3 protein-coding genes are annotated in these 21,470 nt (G+C 35.1%); all 3 read left to right on the forward strand.

Annotated features, from left to right (window positions below):
* The first annotated feature begins 104 nt into the window (after positions 1-104).
* From KORDIASMS9_RS11885 to KORDIASMS9_RS11895, 3 genes are read left to right on the forward strand one after another with little or no spacing between them, the layout of a single operon-like run.
* Positions 105-623, forward strand: coding sequence for a UpxY family transcription antiterminator (locus KORDIASMS9_RS11885; RefSeq protein WP_114903046.1), 519 nt, complete (start codon positions 105-107; stop codon positions 621-623).
* Positions 620-9,892 carry a non-ribosomal peptide synthetase gene (locus KORDIASMS9_RS11890; RefSeq protein ID WP_114903047.1) on the forward strand — a complete coding sequence of 3,091 codons (9,273 nt, stop codon included), beginning with the start codon at positions 620-622 and terminating at the stop codon, positions 9,890-9,892. Before KORDIASMS9_RS11885 ends, KORDIASMS9_RS11890 begins: the two co-directional genes overlap by 4 nt.
* A gap of 16 nt (positions 9,893-9,908) precedes the next feature.
* Positions 9,909-21,470 carry a non-ribosomal peptide synthetase gene (locus KORDIASMS9_RS11895; protein ID WP_114903048.1) on the forward strand — a complete coding sequence of 3,854 codons (11,562 nt, stop codon included), beginning with the start codon at positions 9,909-9,911 and terminating at the stop codon, positions 21,468-21,470.

Genomic DNA, 21,470 nt, shown 5'->3' on the forward strand with positions numbered 1-21,470 from the left:
GTAACTTTTCCTAAAGATCTCTCCCCTATAAAATAATTACTATAAAGAACTTCATGTGAGTGAGGGAAGCGAAGCTTTGCTCTAAGTTTAAATTTTGCATTGTTATGAATTTTATAATTGGTTGGTATATATTATACGTGAAATCTCGTTGTGAGAAAAAAGTATATGAGTCGTTAAAAGATATTTCTTTAGAATCTTTTTTACCGCAAACTAAAACAATAAAACAGTGGAGTGATAGAAAGAAAATAATTGTTAAACCACTATTCCCATCTTATGTTTTTGTGAATGTTAATTCTTCTTTAGAATTCCATAAAGCATTATCTGTAAATGGAGCTTGTACATATATCCGATTTGGAAAAGAGTATGCAAGGGTAACTGAAAAAGAAATCAACCAACTAAAGTTACTTATTGGAGATAAGAATATTTCAGATATAGAAACTCATGCAGAACTCCCTAAAATCGGTGAAGTTAAAAAAATTACTTATGGTCCTCTAAATGGATTAGATTGTGAAATTATTAAAGCAGATAATCACAACAAAATTATAGTTCGAATTGACTCATTACAGCAGAATATAATGGCAACAATACCATCTTATATTTTATCAAAAACATCTATTATATGATCAAGAATAGAGTTTTTTCTCTTCAAAAATATCTATGGCTTGATCAAAAATTAACTCCAGAATCTCCTAAATATAATATAGGAGGATATGCTGTTATCAAAGGAAATGTAGATTGTTATTTATTTAAAAAAGCGATCTCTGCATTCGCCGATAAGCATGTTATTTTAAAGAGTTTTTTTCGTGAAGCAGAAGGCATCCCGTTTTCTTTAGTAAATGAAAAACCTTTTGAAGAAGATATTCACTGTTTTGAAAAAAATGGTGTAAAGGAAGCAATACATTTAATTCAAAAAGACTTTAAACAATCTTTTAATGTAAGTACAGAAAAAAGATTATTTCGTATTTGGCTTATAAAAACCAGTCCCAATACGTTTATCTGGTACACAAAATTGCATCACCTAATAGCTGATGGGTATTCTTTTCAATTATTATTTAATGGAGTTAGTAGTAATTATAAAGCATTGACAGGTGAAACCATTCTTCAAAACGATTCTAAACCTAAAGAATTTAGGCAATGTGTAAAAGAAGAAGAAGAATATTACAAATCAAAAGGCTACTTAAACGACCAAGAATATTGGAAAAATAAATATACAACCTTTCCAGAACTAATTTTTAATCAACAACATCAAGAGAATAAGTTCTATGATAAAGAAATATATTTGCCAGAGGAATATCTTCAGAAGATACAATTACTCTCTAAAGAAGAAAGAGTAAGTGTATTTCATATTTTGTTGGCAAGCTTTTCAATTGTTCTTTCAAAATTTTACTACACGGAAGAGATAAACATAGGAACTCCTATCCTTAATAGACTCAGCAGATCGGACAGAAAGGTTTTTGGTCCTTTCATTAATTTACTTCCTTTACAAATACAATTACGCGAAGATATCTCTTTTTTAGAGTTTGTAAAACAAATAAAAAGTGAAGCTTTTAGCATGCTCAGGCATCAAAAGTTTCAGCAAGCAGAAATTCTTAAAGCCTTATCTTACGAAGGAAATAGGCTTTACGACGTCAGGGTGTCTTATGAGAGTTTTGATTATCAAAAAACCTTTTCTGATTTCGAAGCTGAAATTATAGCTTTGTCCAACTACAGCGAAGAAGATCCAATATCGGTTCATATCATGGATTATAATACCGAAGGGTTAAAATTCCGCTTTGATATTAACGGTAGCCATGTGGAAGAATACATTGCAGATGAATTTATAAAGTCTCTAGAATATATTCTTAAAAATACGACTACTCTACTTGAGGAGAAATTGAAGGATATTACTATTACTACTTCAGAACAAATAGAAGAAGTAAAAAGTATTTCAGTAGGTAAAATTAGTACGCGTAAGAATAGAAGTTTTCCAGAACTCTGGAAAGAAAATAATAATCAATTTTCATCAAATAAAGCCTTAATTTATAACGATCAAGAATTAAGCTATAATGAAGTTGATAAAAAAATAACATCCATTTCTAATTACCTTCAAGAGTATGGTATTAAAAAAGGAAATCGTGTTGGTGTTTTATTAGATAGGTCTATAAATATTATTCCCACAATATTAGGAATATTACAGTCGGGCGCAACGTATGTTCCCATAGACAAAACTTTTCCTGATGAAAGGAAGAAATTCATTATTGAAGATAGTGACATTAAATTGTTGCTTACCGATAATCCTACGGTTCAATGTTCTTGTGATGCTGTTTTGATTCAAACTATTCTTGAAAACAAAACACCAAAAATATCCAACGAAATTACAATTCTGCCAGAAGATGAGGCATATATAATTTACACCTCAGGTTCTACAGGAAAACCTAAAGGTGTATCTATTACGCATGAATCATTAATTGATTACACAACAACTTTTTCAGAGTATTTTACCTTAAATGTGTCTGATTGTGTAATTCAACAATCCGCTTTTGTATTTGATACTTCAATAGAAGAAATATTCCCTATACTGAGTGTCGGCGGAACATTAGTTATTTCAAAAAAACCTAAAGATTTCCATAAATTAGTACAAGAATGTAGTACTCATAAAGTGACGCTTCTGAGTACTAATCCATTTGTGGTCAATTATTTAAATGACCATCTAAAGAACTATACGCTTTCGCTAAAAACCCTTATAAGTGGTGGTGATGTGTTAAAAAGAGAGCAAGTATTAAACTTATTAGACACGGTTAATGTATATAATACTTATGGACCAACCGAAAGTACAGTTTGTGCTACCTATCATAAAGTTGCAAAAGAAGATAATATACTTCCTATTGGTAAGCCAATCTCTAATAGAAAGGTATTTATTGTAAAAAACAATCAATTATTGCCTAAAGGGACACTTGGAGAAATTGTTTTGGGAGGAAAAGGATTGTCAAATCATTATATAAATAATGAAGTATTAACAAAATCGTTATTTGTTGAAATTAATGGAGAACGCGTATATAAAACGGGTGATTTAGGCCAATGGAATCAACATGGTGAGCTCATTTTTTATGGCAGAAAAGACACGCAGCTAAGCTTTAGAGGCTATCGAATTGAAGCTAGTGAAATAGAACAAACCATCAAATCTATTGATGCTTCAATTAATAATTGTCATGTTACCATAAAAGAGTTACAAAGTTTGCCCTCACTTATAGCGTATGTGTCAAGTAATAATAGACTAGACAATAATTATTTATTAATCGAGATTAAGAAAAAATTACCCTCGTATATGATTCCAAATCATATCGTGGTTCTTGATAAATTGCCACTAAATACGAGTGGAAAAGTTGACATTGAAAAATTACCATTACCTAAAAACACTGCTGAAAACAAGGAAATTATTCTTCCTTCAACCGCATTAGAAAAAGAAATAGCAGATATTTGGAAAGAGCTTTTAAATATTAACAAAATAGGTATCCATACAAAGTTTTTTGAATTAGGAGGACATTCTCTGCTTGCAAACCAATTTATTGGAACCATAAGAGAAAAAAGAAACCAAGATATTTCACTAAAAGAATTTTATGAAGCTCCCACAATACATGAAATTGTTAAGGTCATAAAATCAAAAGAAGTTTCTTACGAATTCCAATTACAAAAAGCTCCCGAACAGGAATTGTATCCATTATCCTATCCACAGGAACGATTATGGTTTTTAGATCAACTAAATCAAGAGAACAAATCTTACTACGTTCCTAGAGCCATTAAGATGACTGGAAAGTTGGACATTAATCGAATCCGACGCGCATTTACGCTGTTAACAGAAAAACATGAGGTTTTAAGAACTGTTTTTCCAGTAATTGATGGTGTTCCTTATCAGAAAATTTTAGAACCATTTGAATTTCAAGTGCCTCTCATTTCTTTAGAGCATTTAGTGCCAGAAGAGCAGGATGAAGCACTAAAGGACTTCATTTTTGAAGAAGGAAATACATTTTTTGACTTAGAAAACGGCCCGTTATTGCGAATTACCATTCTCAAAAGATCTGAAGAAGATCAAGTGTTAGTTTTGTGCGAACACCACTTAATTCACGATGGATGGACACAGGGAATTCTGTTAAGAGAATATATTAATATTTATACTGAACTAATGCAGGATGAGAACTATAGAGTGACGATTCCTGAATTGCAGTTTAAAGACTTCTCATATTGGCAAAAAGGGTTTTTTGACGATCAAAGATTGACAAAACACATGGCTTTTTGGAAACAAAAATTAGAAGGACATATCCCCGTATTACCACTTCCTCAAAAAGCAAAAAGACCAAAACTAATTACCGGAAATGGCAAACTATTGATCAAAACGATTAATGCAGAGTTATCTGATAAAATACGTGACTACAGTATAAACAACGGTGCTACTTTGTTCATCACGATGATGACAGCCTTTAAGCTTACCCTAAGTAGATTTAGTAATGAAACAGACATTTGTGTTGGAACTGCCGTAGCTAACAGACGCTTGATATCTATAAAAAATATATTAGGAATGGTCATTAATACCATTACCCTAAGAACAAAATTTGAAGATTCAGATACTTTTACAGATGCTCTTGAAAAAGTAAAAGAAACATGCTTTGAAGCCTATACCTACGAAGACACACCATTCGGAAAAGTAGTGGAACATGTCGCTCCAAAAAGAAGTTTAGGGATAATGCCATTGTTCCAGTATATTTTTAGTTTCATGAATACACCTTCAAGAAACTTGTTCTTACCAGATATGGATCTTGAAATTTTAGACTCACATAATTTATCTGCCAAATTTGATATCAATGTAGTAGTGGTTACGCCATACGAGCAAGCGTTGCTCGAAGGAATGGAAGAAACTGACAGAACTATTATTGTTGAATGGGAATATAATAGTGATATATATGCAGAGAATACCATGTGGCAAATGCTTGATTCGTACTTTGAAATCTTGGAAGCATTGGTCACCACTCCAAAAATTTCTTACAAGCAACTTCCATGTATGACTCAAGAGCAAGAAAAAGAGCTTTTGATAGACTTTAATAACACAGCTAAACCTATACAAGATCATACTATTATAGACCTGTTCAAAATGCAGGTTAAAAAGAATCCTGATACCATAGCAGTAGTATACGAAGATCGAAAAATTACTTATAGAGAATTGGACGAATATTCCAATGAATTAGCCAATTTCGTTCTATCACAAGGAACAGTAGAGAAGGAAAACATCATTGGAATTTTATTAGATCGAAGTGAGAGGATTGTAATTAGTATGTTGGCAGTGCTTAAGGCTGGATGTGCTTATGTATCTATTGATCAATCATTCCCAGATAAGCGCATTGAATATATCATAGAAGACAGTAATTGTCAAATTGTTATTGATGAAAAATATCTAAAAAAATTCCAATCTTCAAAGAAAGATGCAACTGTATTAAAAAATGAAATCAACTCAACTCAACTAGCTTATATCATTTATACCTCAGGTTCTACGGGACAACCTAAAGGCGTAATGATTGAACATAAGAATTTAGTAAATTTCTTAGATGATTATCAGTTAGAAATATCAAATACCACACTTACATGTAAGACTATTTTTGATGTCTCTGTATTTGAAATTATGGGATCATTAACCTCAGGTAGTACTTTATTCATTCCAAATGAAGAGGTTGTATATAACCCAAAGGAGTATGCGGATTATCTATTTGAGAATAAAATTTCGCACTGTTATATTCATCCAATGCATTTAAAAGAAATTTCTAATCAATTGGCTACGTATGATGAGGTTTATTTGAAAAAAATATTGATTGGAGTTGAAGGAATTCAACCGACAGCAATTGAATGGTATCATAAAAACAAAGTGGAAATAGTCAATGCGTATGGACCAACAGAAAGTACTATTTGCGCCACCAACATGAAAGTTGATAGTATAAAGGCTATCAAAACTCCATACATTCCAATTGGAACACCTTTAAGTAATTACCAAATATACATCCTAGACTCTTACAACCACACTTTACAACCCAAGGGAGTTATAGGGGAATTATGTATTTCTGGAGCTGGATTATCACGAGGTTACTTACATCAACCTGAACTCACAGCCGAGAAGTTTATATCACATCCTTTTAGAAAAGGCGAACGACTCTACAAAACGGGAGATTTAGCCCGATGGTTGCCTGATGGAAACTTAGAGTTTTTAGGAAGAAAAGACACGCAGGTAAAACTCAGAGGTTATCGCATTGAACTCGGAGAGATTGAATACGCATTGAATCAACAAACTGACGTAGATGCTACTGTAGTTGTAGTACAAGAGGAAGGTCAAGACAAATACTTGGTTGCTTATCTAGTAACAGAAAGCGCGATTGATTCAACAAACCTTAAAGAAACACTTCGTTCTTATCTTCCAGAATATATGATTCCGCAGTACTTTATGAAACTGGAAGCCTTACCACTCACTTCTAATGGTAAGATTGATAGAAAAGCACTGCCAAAAGTTTCAATAGAAGGTTTAGGCGAAAGGGAATATATTGCTCCAAGTACTGAAACAGAAAGAAAACTTGCAGAAATTTGGCAAGAAGTTCTAGGAGTAGATAAAGTTGGAATCACCGATAACTTCTTTGAACTAGGCGGACATAGTTTAAAGATTACTCAACTGATCAATAAGATTAACAAAGAACTGCAAAGTAGTCTTACGGTACAACAAGTTTTTGTTTCCCCAACCATTAAAGGACTCAGTAAAGAAATTACCACTACCAATTACAAATCCATTCCCAAAGCACCAGTTCAGGAATTGTATCCTTTAACTTCGTCACAAGGTAGACTTTGGGTATTAAGTCAGTTTGAAGGTGGCGGACAAGCCTACAACATTCCAGGAGTTTTAAAGATGGAAGGAAGTTTGGATGCTACGGCTTTAGAATTATCTTTCCGCTATTTAATAGAACGCCATGATAGTTTGCGAATGTATTTTGTGGAAAAAGATGGAGAAGTCTATCAAAAGATACTTTCAGCAAAAGGATTAAACTTTACCCTTGACAAGCAACAAATCAATCAAGAGGAACTAGAGGCAAAAATAGCATCATTCTACCAAGAAGAATTCGATCTAAGTAAAGCACCACTACTAAGTGCAAGGCTACTTGAAGTATCAAAGGATCAATACTACTTATTATTTGCCATTCATCATATCATCGGCGATGGTTGGTCTATGGAAGTACTCACCAAAGAATTGATGCAAGTGTACAAGCAGCTTATCAATCAAGAAGAAGTAACACTTTCTAAACTTACTATCCAATATCAAGATTATGTAGTTTGGAGTCAAAGTAAGGAGCAACAAGCGGCAATTCAAAAACAAGAAGATTACTGGCTTGAAAAGTTTACAGGAGAACTTCCAGTATTAGCACTGCCAAGTTACCAAAGACGTCCACTGGTAAAAACCTACAACGGAAGCACCAAGCACTATAGTTTTGGCAAAGAACTAAGTGAGAAACTCAATCAGTTCAGTAAAGCGCAAGGCGCTACCTTGTATATGACGCTACTGGCAGGCGTGAATGGACTATTATACAGATACACCAATCAAAGTGATATCATCATAGGCGCTCCAATTGCAGGACGTTCCCACGAAGCTTTAGAGCATCAAGTAGGATTGTATCTGAACACACTTGCGATACGAACGAGGTTCGAAGGCAATAACAGTTTCAAAGAGTTGGTAGAAACCCAAAAAGAAACACTAGTAGAAGCCTACACAAACCAAGACTATCCATTTGATTCATTAATAGAAAAGCTCAAATTGAAGCGTGATACTTCAAGATCGGCACTATTTGATGTGATGGTCGTATTGCAAAACCAAAGAGAAACAGCGGTTGCCTTAGAAGGCTTGCACATCACTCCTTACAGCGATATTGAAAGAGACGTGAGTAAGTTTGACATCAGCTTCTCTTTTACAGAAGATACAGAAGGCATCCATCTACGTTTAGAATACAATAATGACATCTACGATGCGCAACTGATTGACCAATTATACCATCACTTGGAACAATTCATCACTTCTGCACTAGAGCATCAAGAAGAGAGTATTCAATCTTTAACAATTTTATCTCAAGAAGAAGAGACACAACTATTAGCGACCTTCAATGACACTAAGGTAGTGTATCCAAAGGATAACACTGTGATTGATTTGTTCAGAGAGCAAGTAGCAAAGACGCCAGAAGCTACAGCTATTATTGATGATACAGAAATACTGACTTATCAAGAGTTGGAGGATTTATCCAATGCCATGGCAAACGATCTGCTATCAAATACAACGATAGAGAACGAATCCTTAATTGGCGTAGCATTAGAAAGGAGTGAATGGCTCATTGTAAGTCTGTTGGCGATATTGAAAACAGGTGGCGCTTATGTGCCAATAGATCCAACATATCCGCAACAGCGAAAAGATTACATCAAACACGATAGTCAATGTATATTGACAATTACAGAAGAATACCTTAATGAATTTAAAACTAAGGAAAAAGACACGCGGATTCCCAAGGTAGCAATCAGTTCTGATCAATTAGCTTATGTAATTTATACCTCAGGCTCTACAGGACACCCCAAAGGCGTGCTTATTGAGCATAAAAGTGTGACATCACTCATTCAGTGGTCTAAGAACACCTTTGATGCCAAGGAAGTTGATATTATTTATTTTACAACTTCTTACAGTTTTGATCTTTCGGTATATGAAGTATTTTACTCTTTGTGCTCCGGAAAGAAAGTACGAGTTTTAGAAGATGCAACGCAGATTCCTAAATATCTAAAAGAAGATAGCAATGTACTAATCAATACAGTACCATCTGTTGTACACTCATTAATAAGTCAGAATATAGACTTAAATGTTGTGCAAGTTTTAAACATGGCAGGAGAAATCATTCCACCAAAGTTTACTAAAGAATTACCACTTTCCAAAATGGACGTATATAATTTATACGGACCGTCAGAAGACACTACTTACAGCACCTATTTCAAATTGCAAGAGACTTCCAAAGAGTCTATCTCGATTGGTGTACCAATAGCTAATACACAAGTATTCATACTTTCAGAGAATCAAGCATTACAACCTATAGGAGTAACAGGCGAGTTGTGTATTTCTGGAGCGGGATTATCACGAGGTTACTTACATCAACCCGAACTTACAGCCGAGAAGTTCATTGCTCATCCTTATAAATCAGGTGAACGATTATACAAAACAGGCGATTTAGCACGATGGCTACCTAATGGAAACTTAGACTTTCTAGGAAGAAAGGATACTCAAGTAAAACTAAGAGGTTATCGTATTGAACTTGGAGAGATTGAACACAAGCTAACTCAGGTTTCTGGAATATCTGAAGCCTTAGTAGATGTAATTGACTATCAAAATGATAGATATCTTACAGCACTTGTGGTGAGTAAATTAGATATAAACAAGGAAAATTTAAAAGCATCCCTTCGCTCTGAACTACCCGAATATATGGTGCCTAATTTCTTCCAAAGAGTTGATAAATTACCTTTAACTCCAAATGGAAAAGTAGATCGAAAGGCTGTCGCACTCACTGTTGATAAATTTACTTCACAAGAATATGTAGCTCCAAGAAATAAAACAGAAGAAACTTTAGTAGCTATTTGGGAAGATATTCTTAAAGTTGAAAACATAGGAATTCAAGATGATTTCTTTGAGTTAGGCGGACATAGCTTGAAAGTTATTGCTATAAGAAATCGAATCAAACAAGAATTTGATATTGAACTCCAAGTAAAAATGTTCTTTAATAAACCAACAATACAAAGTATTTCTGAAGTTATCAAAGTAATCTCCTTAAATGTAAATAACAGTGAAAATTATGAAGAAATCACCATCTAAAATTTTTTAAATAATATTGGAATTAATAAAAAAACTTATTGAACTCGGAGTTCAACTACGAGAAGAAAATGGAGAACTAAAAGTTGCAGCTCCTAAGGGTGCTTTAACACCTGAATTGATTAATAAAATCAGAGCAGAAAAAAAACAACTTTTAAGTTTACTTGCACATACAAGTCATAAATCCATTCCCAAAGCACCAGTTCAGGAATTGTATCCTTTGACTTCGTCACAAGGTAGACTTTGGGTATTAAGTCAGTTTGAAGGTGGCGGACAAGCCTACAACATTCCAGGAGTTTTAAAGATGGAAGGAAGTTTGGATGCTACGGCTTTAGAATTATCTTTCCGCTATTTAATAGAACGCCATGATAGTTTGCGAATGTATTTTGTGGAAAAAGATGGAGAAGTCTACCAAAAGATACTTTCAGCAAAAGCATTAAACTTTACCCTTGACACGCAACAAATCAGTCAAGAGGAACTAGAGGCAAAAATAGCATCATTCTACCAAGAAGAATTCGATCTAAGTAAAGCACCACTACTAAGTGCAAGGCTACTTGAAGTATCAAAGGATCAATACTACTTATTATTTGCCATTCATCATATCATCGGCGATGGTTGGTCTATGGAAGTACTCACCAAAGAATTGATGCAGGTGTACAAGCAGCTCATCAATCAAGAAGAAGTAACACTTTCTAAACTTACTATCCAATATCAAGATTATGTAGTTTGGAGTCAAAGTCAGGAGCAACAAGCGGCAATTCAAAAACAAGAAGATTACTGGCTCGAAAAGTTTACAGGAGAACTTCCAGTATTAGCACTGCCAAGTTATCAAAGACGTCCACTGGTAAAAACCTACAACGGAAGCACCAAACACTATAGTTTTGGCAAAGAACTAAGTGAGAAACTCAATCAGTTCAGTAAAACGCAAGGCGCTACCTTGTATATGACGTTACTGGCAGGTGTGAATGGACTATTATACAGATACACCAATCAAAATGATATCATCATAGGCGCTCCAATTGCAGGACGTTCCCACGAAGCTTTAGAGCATCAAGTAGGATTGTATCTGAACACACTCGCGATACGAACGAGGTTCGAAGGCAATAACAGTTTCAAAGAGTTGGTAGAAACCCAAAAAGCGACACTCGTAGAAGCCTACACAAACCAAGACTATCCATTTGATTCATTAATAGAAAAGCTCAAATTGAAGCGCGATACTTCAAGATCGGCACTATTTGATGTGATGGTCGTATTGCAAAACCAAAGAGAAACAGCAGTTGCCTTAGAAGGCTTGCACATCACTCCTTACAGCGATATTGAAAGAGACGTGAGTAAGTTTGATATCAGCTTCTCTTTTACAGAAGATACAGAAGGCATTCATCTACGTTTGGAATACAATAATGACATCTACGATGCGCAACTGATAGACCAATTATACCATCACTTGGAACAATTCATCACTTCTGCACTAGAGCATCAAGAAGAGAGTATTCAATCTTTAACAATTTTATCTCAGGAAGAAGAGACACAACTATTAACAACCTTCAATGACACTAAGGTAGCGTATCCAAAGGACAAAACTGTGATTGATTTGTTCAGAGAGCAAGTAGCAAAGACGCCAGAAGCTACAGCTATTATTGATGATACAGAAATACTGACTTATCAAGAGTTGGAGGATTTATCCAATGCCATGGCAAACGATCTGCTATCAAATACAACGATAGAGAACGAATCCTTAATTGGCGTAGCATTAGAAAGAAGTGAATGGCTCATTGTAAGTCTGTTGGCGATATTGAAAACAGGTGGCGCTTATGTGCCAATAGATCCAACATATCCGCAACAGCGAAAAGATTACATCAAACACGATAGTCAATGTATATTGACAATTACAGAAGAATACCTAAGTGAATTTAAAACTAAGGAAAAAGACACGCGGATTCCCAAGGTAGCAATCAGTTCTGATCAATTAGCTTATGTAATTTATACCTCAGGTTCTACAGGACAACCCAAAGGCGTACTTATTGAGCATAAAAGTCTAGTCAATCTTTGCTTTTGGCACAAAAATGAATACAATCTTAATAACAATAGCAGAGCAACATTATACGCTTCTATGGCTTTTGATGCCTCTGTTTGGGAAACTTTTCCCTACCTCTGTTTTGGAGGTTGTTTATTTCCAATATCAGACAATGAAATTCGACTAAATACCTCGCGTTTATCTGCATTTCTTGGACTAAACAAGATTACACATTGTTTTTTATCTCCAAAAGTTGTTCAAGAATTAGAGACCACATCTTTACCCAAAGGATTAAAGATATTGGCTGGAGGAGAAGCATTAACCATTCAAAATGTTGAAGGTTGTGAATTATACAATAATTATGGTCCAACTGAAAATACAGTAGTTGCCTCTAATTACAGTGTATCTAAAGATGATAATTCTCCTGTACTTATAGGTAAACCTATAGCAAATACACACATATACATCCTAGACTCTTACAAGCACACTTTACAACCCAAGGGAGTTATAGGGGAATTATGTATTTCTGGAGCTGGATTATCACGAGGTTACTTACATCAACCTGAACTCACAGGCGAGAAGTTCATATCTCATCCTTTTAGAAAAGGCGAACGACTCTACAAAACGGGAGATTTAGCCCGATGGTTGCCTGATGGAAACTTAGAGTTTTTAGGAAGAAAAGACACGCAGGTAAAACTCAGAGGTTATCGCATTGAACTCGGAGAGATTGAATACGCATTGAATCAACAAACTGACGTAGATGCTACTGTAGTTGTAGTACAAGAGGAAGGTCAAGACAAATACTTGGTTGCTTATCTAGTAACAGAAAGCGCGATTGATTCAACAAACCTTAAAGAAACGCTTCGTTCTTATCTTCCAGAATATATGATTCCGCAGTACTTTATAAAACTGGAAGCCTTACCACTCACTTCTAATGGTAAGATTGATAGAAAAGCACTGCCAAAAGTTTCAATAGAAGGTTTGGAAGAAAGGGAATATATTGCTCCAAGTACTGAAACAGAAAGAAAACTTGCAGAAATTTGGCAAGAAGTCTTGGGAGTAGATAAAGTTGGAATCACCGATAACTTCTTTGAACTAGGCGGACATAGTTTAAAGATTACTCAACTGATCAATAAGATTAACAAAGAACTGCAAAGTAGTCTTACGGTACAACAAGTTTTTGTTTTCCCAACCATTAAAGGACTCAGTAAAGAAATTACCACTACCAATTACAAATCCATTCCCAAAGCACCAGTTCAGGAATTGTATCCTTTAACTTCGTCACAAGGTAGACTTTGGGTATTAAGTCAGTTTGAAGGTGGCGGACAAGCCTACAACATTCCAGGAGTTTTAAAGATGGAAGGAAGTTTGGATGCTACGGCTTTAGAATTATCTTTCCGCTATTTAATAGAACGCCATGATAGTTTACGAATGTATTTTGTGGAAAAAGATGGAGAAGTCTACCAAAAGATACTTTCAGCAAAAGCATTAAACTTTACCCTTGACAAGCAACAAATCAATCAAGAGGAACTAGAGGCAAAAATAGCATCATTCTACCAAGAAGAATTCGATCTAAGTAAAGCACCACTACTAAGTGCAAGGCTACTTGAAGTATCAAAGGATCAATACTACTTATTATTTGCCATTCATCATATCATCGGCGATGGTTGGTCTATGGAAGTACTCACCAAAGAATTGATGCAGGTGTACAAGCAGCTTATCAATCAAGAAGAAGTAACACTTTCTAAACTTACTATTCAATATCAAGATTATGTAGTATGGAGTCAAAGTCAGGAGCAACAAGCGGCAATTCAAAAACAAGAAGATTACTGGCTCGAAAAGTTTACAGGAGAACTTCCAGTATTAGCACTGCCAAGTTACCAAAGACGTCCACTGGTAAAAACCTACAACGGAAGCACCAAGCACTATAGTTTTGGCAAAGAACTAAGTGAGAAACTCAATCAGTTCAGTAAAGCGCAAGGCGCTACCTTGTATATGACATTACTGGCAGGTGTGAATGGACTATTATACAGATACACCAATCAAAGTGATATCATCATAGGCGCTCCAATTGCAGGACGTTCCCACGAAGCTTTAGAGCATCAAGTAGGATTGTATCTGAACACGCTCGCGATACGAACGAGGTTCGAAGGCAATAACAGTTTCAAAGAGTTGGTAGAAACTCAAAAAGAAACACTAGTAGAAGCCTACACAAACCAAGACTATCCATTTGATTCATTAATAGAAAAGCTCAAATTGAAGCGCGATACTTCAAGATCGGCACTATTTGATGTGATGGTTGTATTGCAAAATCAAAGAGAAACAGCAGTTGCCTTAGAAGGCTTGCACATCACTCCTTACAGCGATATTGAAAGAGACGTAAGTAAGTTTGATATCAGCTTCTCTTTTACAGAAGATACAGAAGGCATCCATCTACGTTTAGAATACAATAATGACATCTACGATGCGCAACTGATTGACCAATTATACCATCACTTAGCACAATTCATCACTTCTGCACTAGAGCATCAAGAAGAAAGTATTCAATCTTTAACAATTTTATCTCAGGAAGAAGAGACACAACTATTAGCGACCTTCAATGACACTAAGGTAGCATATCCAAAGGACAAAACTGTGATTGATTTGTTCAGAGAGCAAGTAGCAAAGACGCCAGAAGCTACAGCTATTATTGATGATACAGAAATACTGACTTATCAAGAGTTGGAGGATTTATCCAATGCCATGGCAAACGATCTGCTATCAAATACAACGATAGAGAACGAATCCTTAATTGGGGTAGCATTAGAAAGAAGTGAATGGCTCATTGTAAGTCTGTTGGCGATATTGAAAACAGGTGGCGCTTATGTACCAATAGATCCAACATATCCGCAACAGCGAAAAGATTACATCAAACACGATAGTCAATGTATATTGACAATTACAGAAGAATACCTTAATGAATTTAAAACTAAGGAAAAAGACACGAGGATTCCAAAGGTAGCAATCAGTTCTGATCAATTAGCTTATGTAATTTATACCTCAGGCTCTACAGGACAACCCAAAGGCGTGCTTATTGAGCATAAAAGCTTAGTGAATTACATAAAAAACCAAATAGCTGAATTTGAGTTTGATGCTTCAGACAAAATAGCTCAGTTTTCAAATCCAGCATTCGATGCTTCTTTGGAGCAAATCTTTTTGAGCTTGTTAACAGGAGCTTTATTTGTGGTCATTCCAAAAGAAGAATTGAATCCTACTTCTATTGTTGACAATTACCTGAATAAGTATGAAATAACACACTTTCATGCTACGCCTAGCTATTTGCAACAAATACCAAACTTACACAAGGTAACATCCTTAAAAAGATTGATTTCAGGAGGAGAGCCATTCAACTCCGTACTTTTGAACGGTTTAGCAAATGAAGTTACAGCTTACAATAAATACGGTCCAACCGAAACAACGATTAGTTCTACGATTACTAAGATAGATAAACAATATAAAGGGTTGCAAATCCCTATTGGAAAGCCAGTAAATAATGTAGAAGTATATGTTTTATCCGATCAATTAGAGCTTCAACCTATAGGAGTAACAGGCGAACTGTGTATTTCAGGAGTAGGATTGTCAAGAGGCTATCTGAACCAACCAGAACTTACAGAAGAAAAGTTCATTACTCATCCTTTTAAATCAGGTGAACGACTCTACAAAACAGGCGATTTAGTACGATGGCTTCCTGATGGAAATATTGATTTTCTTGGACGAAAGGACACGCAAGTAAAAGTTCGAGGATATCGAATTGAATTAGGTGAAATAGAGATAGCACTAGTACAACAAGAGGCAATTTCACAGGCTATAGTAGATGCAGTGAAGTATAAAGGGGAACAATACTTAGTAGCCTTGTATACAAGTGAAAATGAAATTGATAGAGAGCACTTGACAGAATTTTTAAGAGCATATTTGCCAGAATATATGATTCCGAATTATTTCCAAAGAGTTGACGAATTACTCTTGACTCCAAACGGAAAAGTAGATAGGAATTCGATGGCAAAATACTCTATAGAAGGTTTAGGCGAAAGGGAATATATTGCTCCAAGTACTGAAACAGAAAGAAAACTTGCAGAAATTTGGCAAGAAGTTTTGGGAGTAGATAAAGTTGGAATCACCGATAATTTCTTTGAACTAGGCGGACATAGTTTAAAGATTACTCAACTGATCAATAAGATTAACAAAGAACTGCAAAGTAGTCTTACGGTACAACAAGTTTTTGTTTCCCCCACCATTAAAGGACTCAGTAAAGAAATTACCACGACCAATTACAAATCCATTCCCAAAGCACCAGTTCAGGAATTGTATCCTTTGACTTCGTCACAAGGTAGACTTTGGGTATTAAGTCAGTTTGAAGGTGGCGGACAAGCCTACAACATTCCAGGAGTTTTAAAGATGGAAGGAAGTTTGGATGCTACGGCTTTAGAATTATCTTTCCGCTATTTAATAGAACGCCATGATAGTTTACGAATGTATTTTGTGGAAAAAGATGGAGAAGTCTACCAAAAGATACTTTCAGCAAAAGCATTAAACTTTACCCTTGACACGCAACAAATCAATCAAGAGGAACTAGAGGCAAAAATAGCATCATTCTACCAAGAAGAATTCGATCTAAGTAAAGCACCACTACTAAGTGCAAGGCTGCTTGAAGTATCAAAGGATCAATACTACTTATTATTTGCCATTCATCATATCATCGGCGATGGTTGGTCTATGGAAGTACTCACCAAAGAATTGATGCAGGTGTACAAGCAGCTCATCAATCAAGAAGAAGTAACACTTTCTAAACTTACTATTCAATATCAAGATTATGTAGTATGGAGTCAAAGTAAGGAGCAACAAGCGGCAATTCAAAAACAAGAAGATTACTGGCTCGAAAAGTTTACAGGAGAACTTCCAGTATTAGCACTGCCAAGTTACCAAAGACGTCCACTGGTAAAAACCTACAACGGAAGCACCAAGCACTATAGTTTTGGCAAAGAACTAAGTGAGAAACTCAATCAGTTCAGTAAAGCGCAAGGTGCTACCTTGTATATGACGCTACTGGCAGGTGTGAACGGACTATTATACAGATACACCAATCAAAGTGATATCATCATAGGCGCTCCAATTGCAGGACGTTCCCACGAAGCTTTAGAGCATCAAGTTGGATTGTATCTGAACACACTTGCGATACGAACGAGGTTCGAAGGCAATAACAGTTTCAAAGAGTTGGTAGAAACCCAAAAAGAAACACTAGTAGAAGCCTACACAAACCAAGACTATCCATTTGATTCATTAATAGAAAAGCTCAAATTGAAGCGCGATACTTCAAGATCGGCACTATTTGATGTGATGGTCGTATTGCAAAACCAAAGAGAAACAGCAGTTGCCTTAGAAGGCTTGCACATCACTCCTTACAGCGATATTGAAAGAGACGTGAGTAAGTTTGATATAAGTTTTTCATTCAGTGAGGATCACAAAGGAATCCACGTGGTATTGGAATACAACACAGATATATATCAAGCAAATCAGATTGAAGATTTGTGCTCACATCTAAAGAAATTTTTAAGTGCTGGGGTTACGAATTCAGAAGAAACTATTGATTCTTTATCCATTTTATCTGATGAGCATATAAAACAATTAATTACTGACTTCGGAACAACCCAAGAAACTAATGCTGTGAATGTTCCTTCTATGATTAGTATGTTTGAAGCTCAAGCGATAGCGACTCCAGATATAATAGCTTTGGAGTTTGAGAATCAGCAACTCACTTATAAAGAACTCAATGAAAAAGCGAATCAATTTGCTCAGTATTTAACACACACACATAAGGTTCAACCTAACGATTTTATAGGAGTGAAATTAGATCGAAGTGCGCAATTGATTATCTCCATTCTGGGAGTATTAAAATCATCAGCGGTCTATATTCCTATCGATATTAATTATCCAGAAGAACGCATTTCGTACATCATAAAAGACAGCAATTGTAAGGTCGTGGTTGATCAACAGGCGATTGAAATATTTGACAAACACGAACAACAATTTCACAAAGAAAATTTAGAGAATAAAAATACACCAAATGACTTGGCTTATATCATTTACACTTCTGGAACTACAGGACAGCCTAAAGGAGTCATGATTGAACACGGCAACGCGATTGCAATGTTAAATTGGGCAAAAGAAGAATTTGAAAGTGATTGTTTTGAGGTCGTTTATGGAGTCACTTCGCATTGTTTTGATCTTTCTATCTACGAGATTTTCTATCCATTAAGCATTGGGAAGAGACTAAAGATTTTACCAAATGCCTTGGCTATTGCAGATGAAATTAATAAGGATAAAAAGGTGCTGATCAATACGGTTCCTTCAAGCATTCGCTATTTGTTGGACAATGGTGTAAGTTTAGCTAATGCTACTGTAGTTAACCTAGCAGGAGAAGCTTTCCCAGTAGATATAGCGAAGCGACTTTTATCTCAAGGATTGGAAGTTCGCAATCTGTATGGACCTACAGAAGATACTACGTACAGTACATCATATAAATTATCAAAAGAGGAAAAGTACGAAGTATCTATTCCAATAGGAAACGCTATCAATGGCTCGGCTGTTTACATACTTAATAAGGAATTACAACCTGTTCCAGTAGGAGTTTCAGGAGATTTATACATGTCAGGAGCTGGTGTCACACGAGGCTATCTCAACAAACCATCACTAACGCAACAAAAGTACAGCAACGATCCTTTTAAAGATGGCGCACGCATGTACAATACAGGCGATTTAGCGCGATGGCTTCCTGATGGAAATTTAGAGTTTTTAGGCAGGAAAGATACGCAAGTAAAACTAAGAGGCTATCGTATTGAACTTGGAGAGATAGAACAAAAAATCCTAGAATACTCAGAAGAAATCGAACAAGTAGTTCTCAATATCAGCAACGCTCAAGATGAACTCGTTGCATATTACGTAAGCAAAATAAATATAGATAAATCAGATCTTAGGTCGTATATAGAAAAGAAGTTGCCAAACTACATGATACCAAGCTACTTCATGTTGTTAGATGAGATTCCATTAACGCCCAATGGTAAGATAGACAAAGGAGCATTACCAGCAGTACATGCCACAGATATCATTCGACACCAATACGAAGCTCCAAGTACTGAAACAGAAAGAAAGCTTGTGGAAATTTGGCAAGAAGTTTTGGGAGTTGAAAAAGTAGGAATTACAGATAATTTCTTTGAACTAGGCGGACATAGTTTGTTACTCATGAAAATCCTAAATAGCGTGTACAATGATTTATCTATTACCATCACATTCAATGAGTTTTACCAGACACAGAACATACAAACATTAGCAGGGTTAATCGATTCGAAAACACCAGATGTTCAAAGAAAATCTGAGTTAACCACAAATAAAGTGTTGGCGTCTCAAGGGCAAAAGGCTATTTGGATTGAATGTCAGAATAAAGTTGGACTGAATCCATACATTCTAGAGCACAACCTCATATTACCAAATACTTCGGACATCAATCATGTAAAGGAGAGTGTTTTTTTAATTTTACAAAGACATGAATCTTTACGTACTGTATTTGTAAAAGAAAAAGATGAATTATTTCAAGTAATCAAGGAGTTAGATGAGTTAGAGGATATATTTTATTACTACAACCTCAGTCAGGAGACCAATAAACAACTCTACCTTCTTCAAAAGCAAAGTAATTATGACTTTGATTTAGAAAAAGGACCACTCATCAAAATGCAATTATTTCATTTGAAAGATGAAATGATCCTGAATATCAAAATGCATCATATCATCACAGATGGTTGGTCAAATTCGATTCTCGATAGAGAATTCAATACCATTTATCATGACAGGAATCGCCAGATGAAGGAACTAAGTTTTCAATATAAAGACTTTTCAATTTGGCAGAACAACTATCTCGCATCCGATGAATATACCTCAGATAAACAGTATTGGAATGACCGATTGTCCAAAGGGAAGCTCGCTAGAATTCGTATTGGGACGCACAATCCAAATGCCAATAAGGAAGCTGGCGTATTGAGTTATTACTTTGATGATAACTTGGTAAAAGCAATAGAAGAAAACATAAAAAAAGAGCAAGTAACCCTTTTCTCTTTCTTACTTTCTTCGCTATCACTTCTCTTAAATCACTATACAAAAGAAAAGTATCTATATATAGGAACTTCTATTGCGAATAGGAATAAAGCCGACTTTACCGACGTAGCTGGATTCTTTGTCAATACATTGGTCAACTTCGTGAGTATTGAAGCAGAAAAAACCTTTAAGGAGACCTTATTCGAGGTTAATAATAATTTATTTACAGATTTTGATCATACCAATTATCCTTACACACATTTGATTGACGATTTTAAGATCAACAAAACAAACCCTTTGTTCAACACTATTATTCGTTTAGTTAACTCTAGTAACGATCAAAAATTCCCTACCAACGAAATTAAAGATACTGATGTTGAAGCTACAAAAACAGAATTGAGTTTTACGTTCATAAAAACAGATCACAATCTTGGATTAAAGTTTTCTTTTGATAAGCAAAAGCACAAAAAGAAAGATGCTATTAGAATAATCAGACATTTTACAAAGTTGCTTGAAAACATAACCAAAGACATCAGTATTCTAAACAAAGAAGTAGACTTTCTGTTTGATTATGAACATACGGCTTTTGAGTTTGATGAGACAATGAGGCAGCAATTTTCTCACATGACTTCTGCTGAAAGATTTTTCATTCTTGACGATGAACTCAATCATTTACCCATAAATGCTACAGGAAAAATATTCTTGGAAGTGAATCCTGACGATCCTCTTTTTGAGGCAAGTGAAGTTCTTACCATTAACAAAGTGCAGAAAAGGGTTATAAAGACAGATTCATTTGCTAAAAAACAATCGAAAAGTCAATTTTCTTTTTTAGGAAATACTGATAAAATTTATGTGTTTGACGGTGTTAGGTTATATACCAAAGAAATAGAAAATATTGTATTAAAACATCAAGATATTCAAGATTGTGAACTCATTTTGGATACCCATAATGAAAAGTTAGCATCTTTACTATATGTTGTTTCTAGTACAGATATAGCAGAAAAATCATTGAAAAATGAGGTAAACCGCTATTTCTCAAATCTATTCCTGTCATTGCGTATCATTCCTGTAGAGAAGATATTTCGTGACGAGCGCGGAAATGTGCTGAAAGATAAATTACCATCTACTTTATCTATTGTAGATACTGAGGAAAAACTCTTGCCTTCAAGCGAAGTAGAAATTTGGCTGACTCATTTATTTAAAGAAACACTTGCTTTAGAGAACATAAGTCTCGTTGACAACTATTTTGAAATAGGAGGAAATAGTATTACAGGTATGACCATGGCATCAAGGATTCTTGAAAAATACGATTATGAAATAGATTGGTCTACTTTTTATGACAACCCAACCATAGCAAATCTATCGCAAGAAATAGAAAAATCTAATTCCCTTAAAGGTATGACCTCTGAGGCTACAACTAAACCAATTAAGAAAATAATAATTTAA

Source organism: Kordia sp. SMS9, assembly GCF_003352465.1.
Taxonomy (GTDB): domain Bacteria; phylum Bacteroidota; class Bacteroidia; order Flavobacteriales; family Flavobacteriaceae; genus Kordia.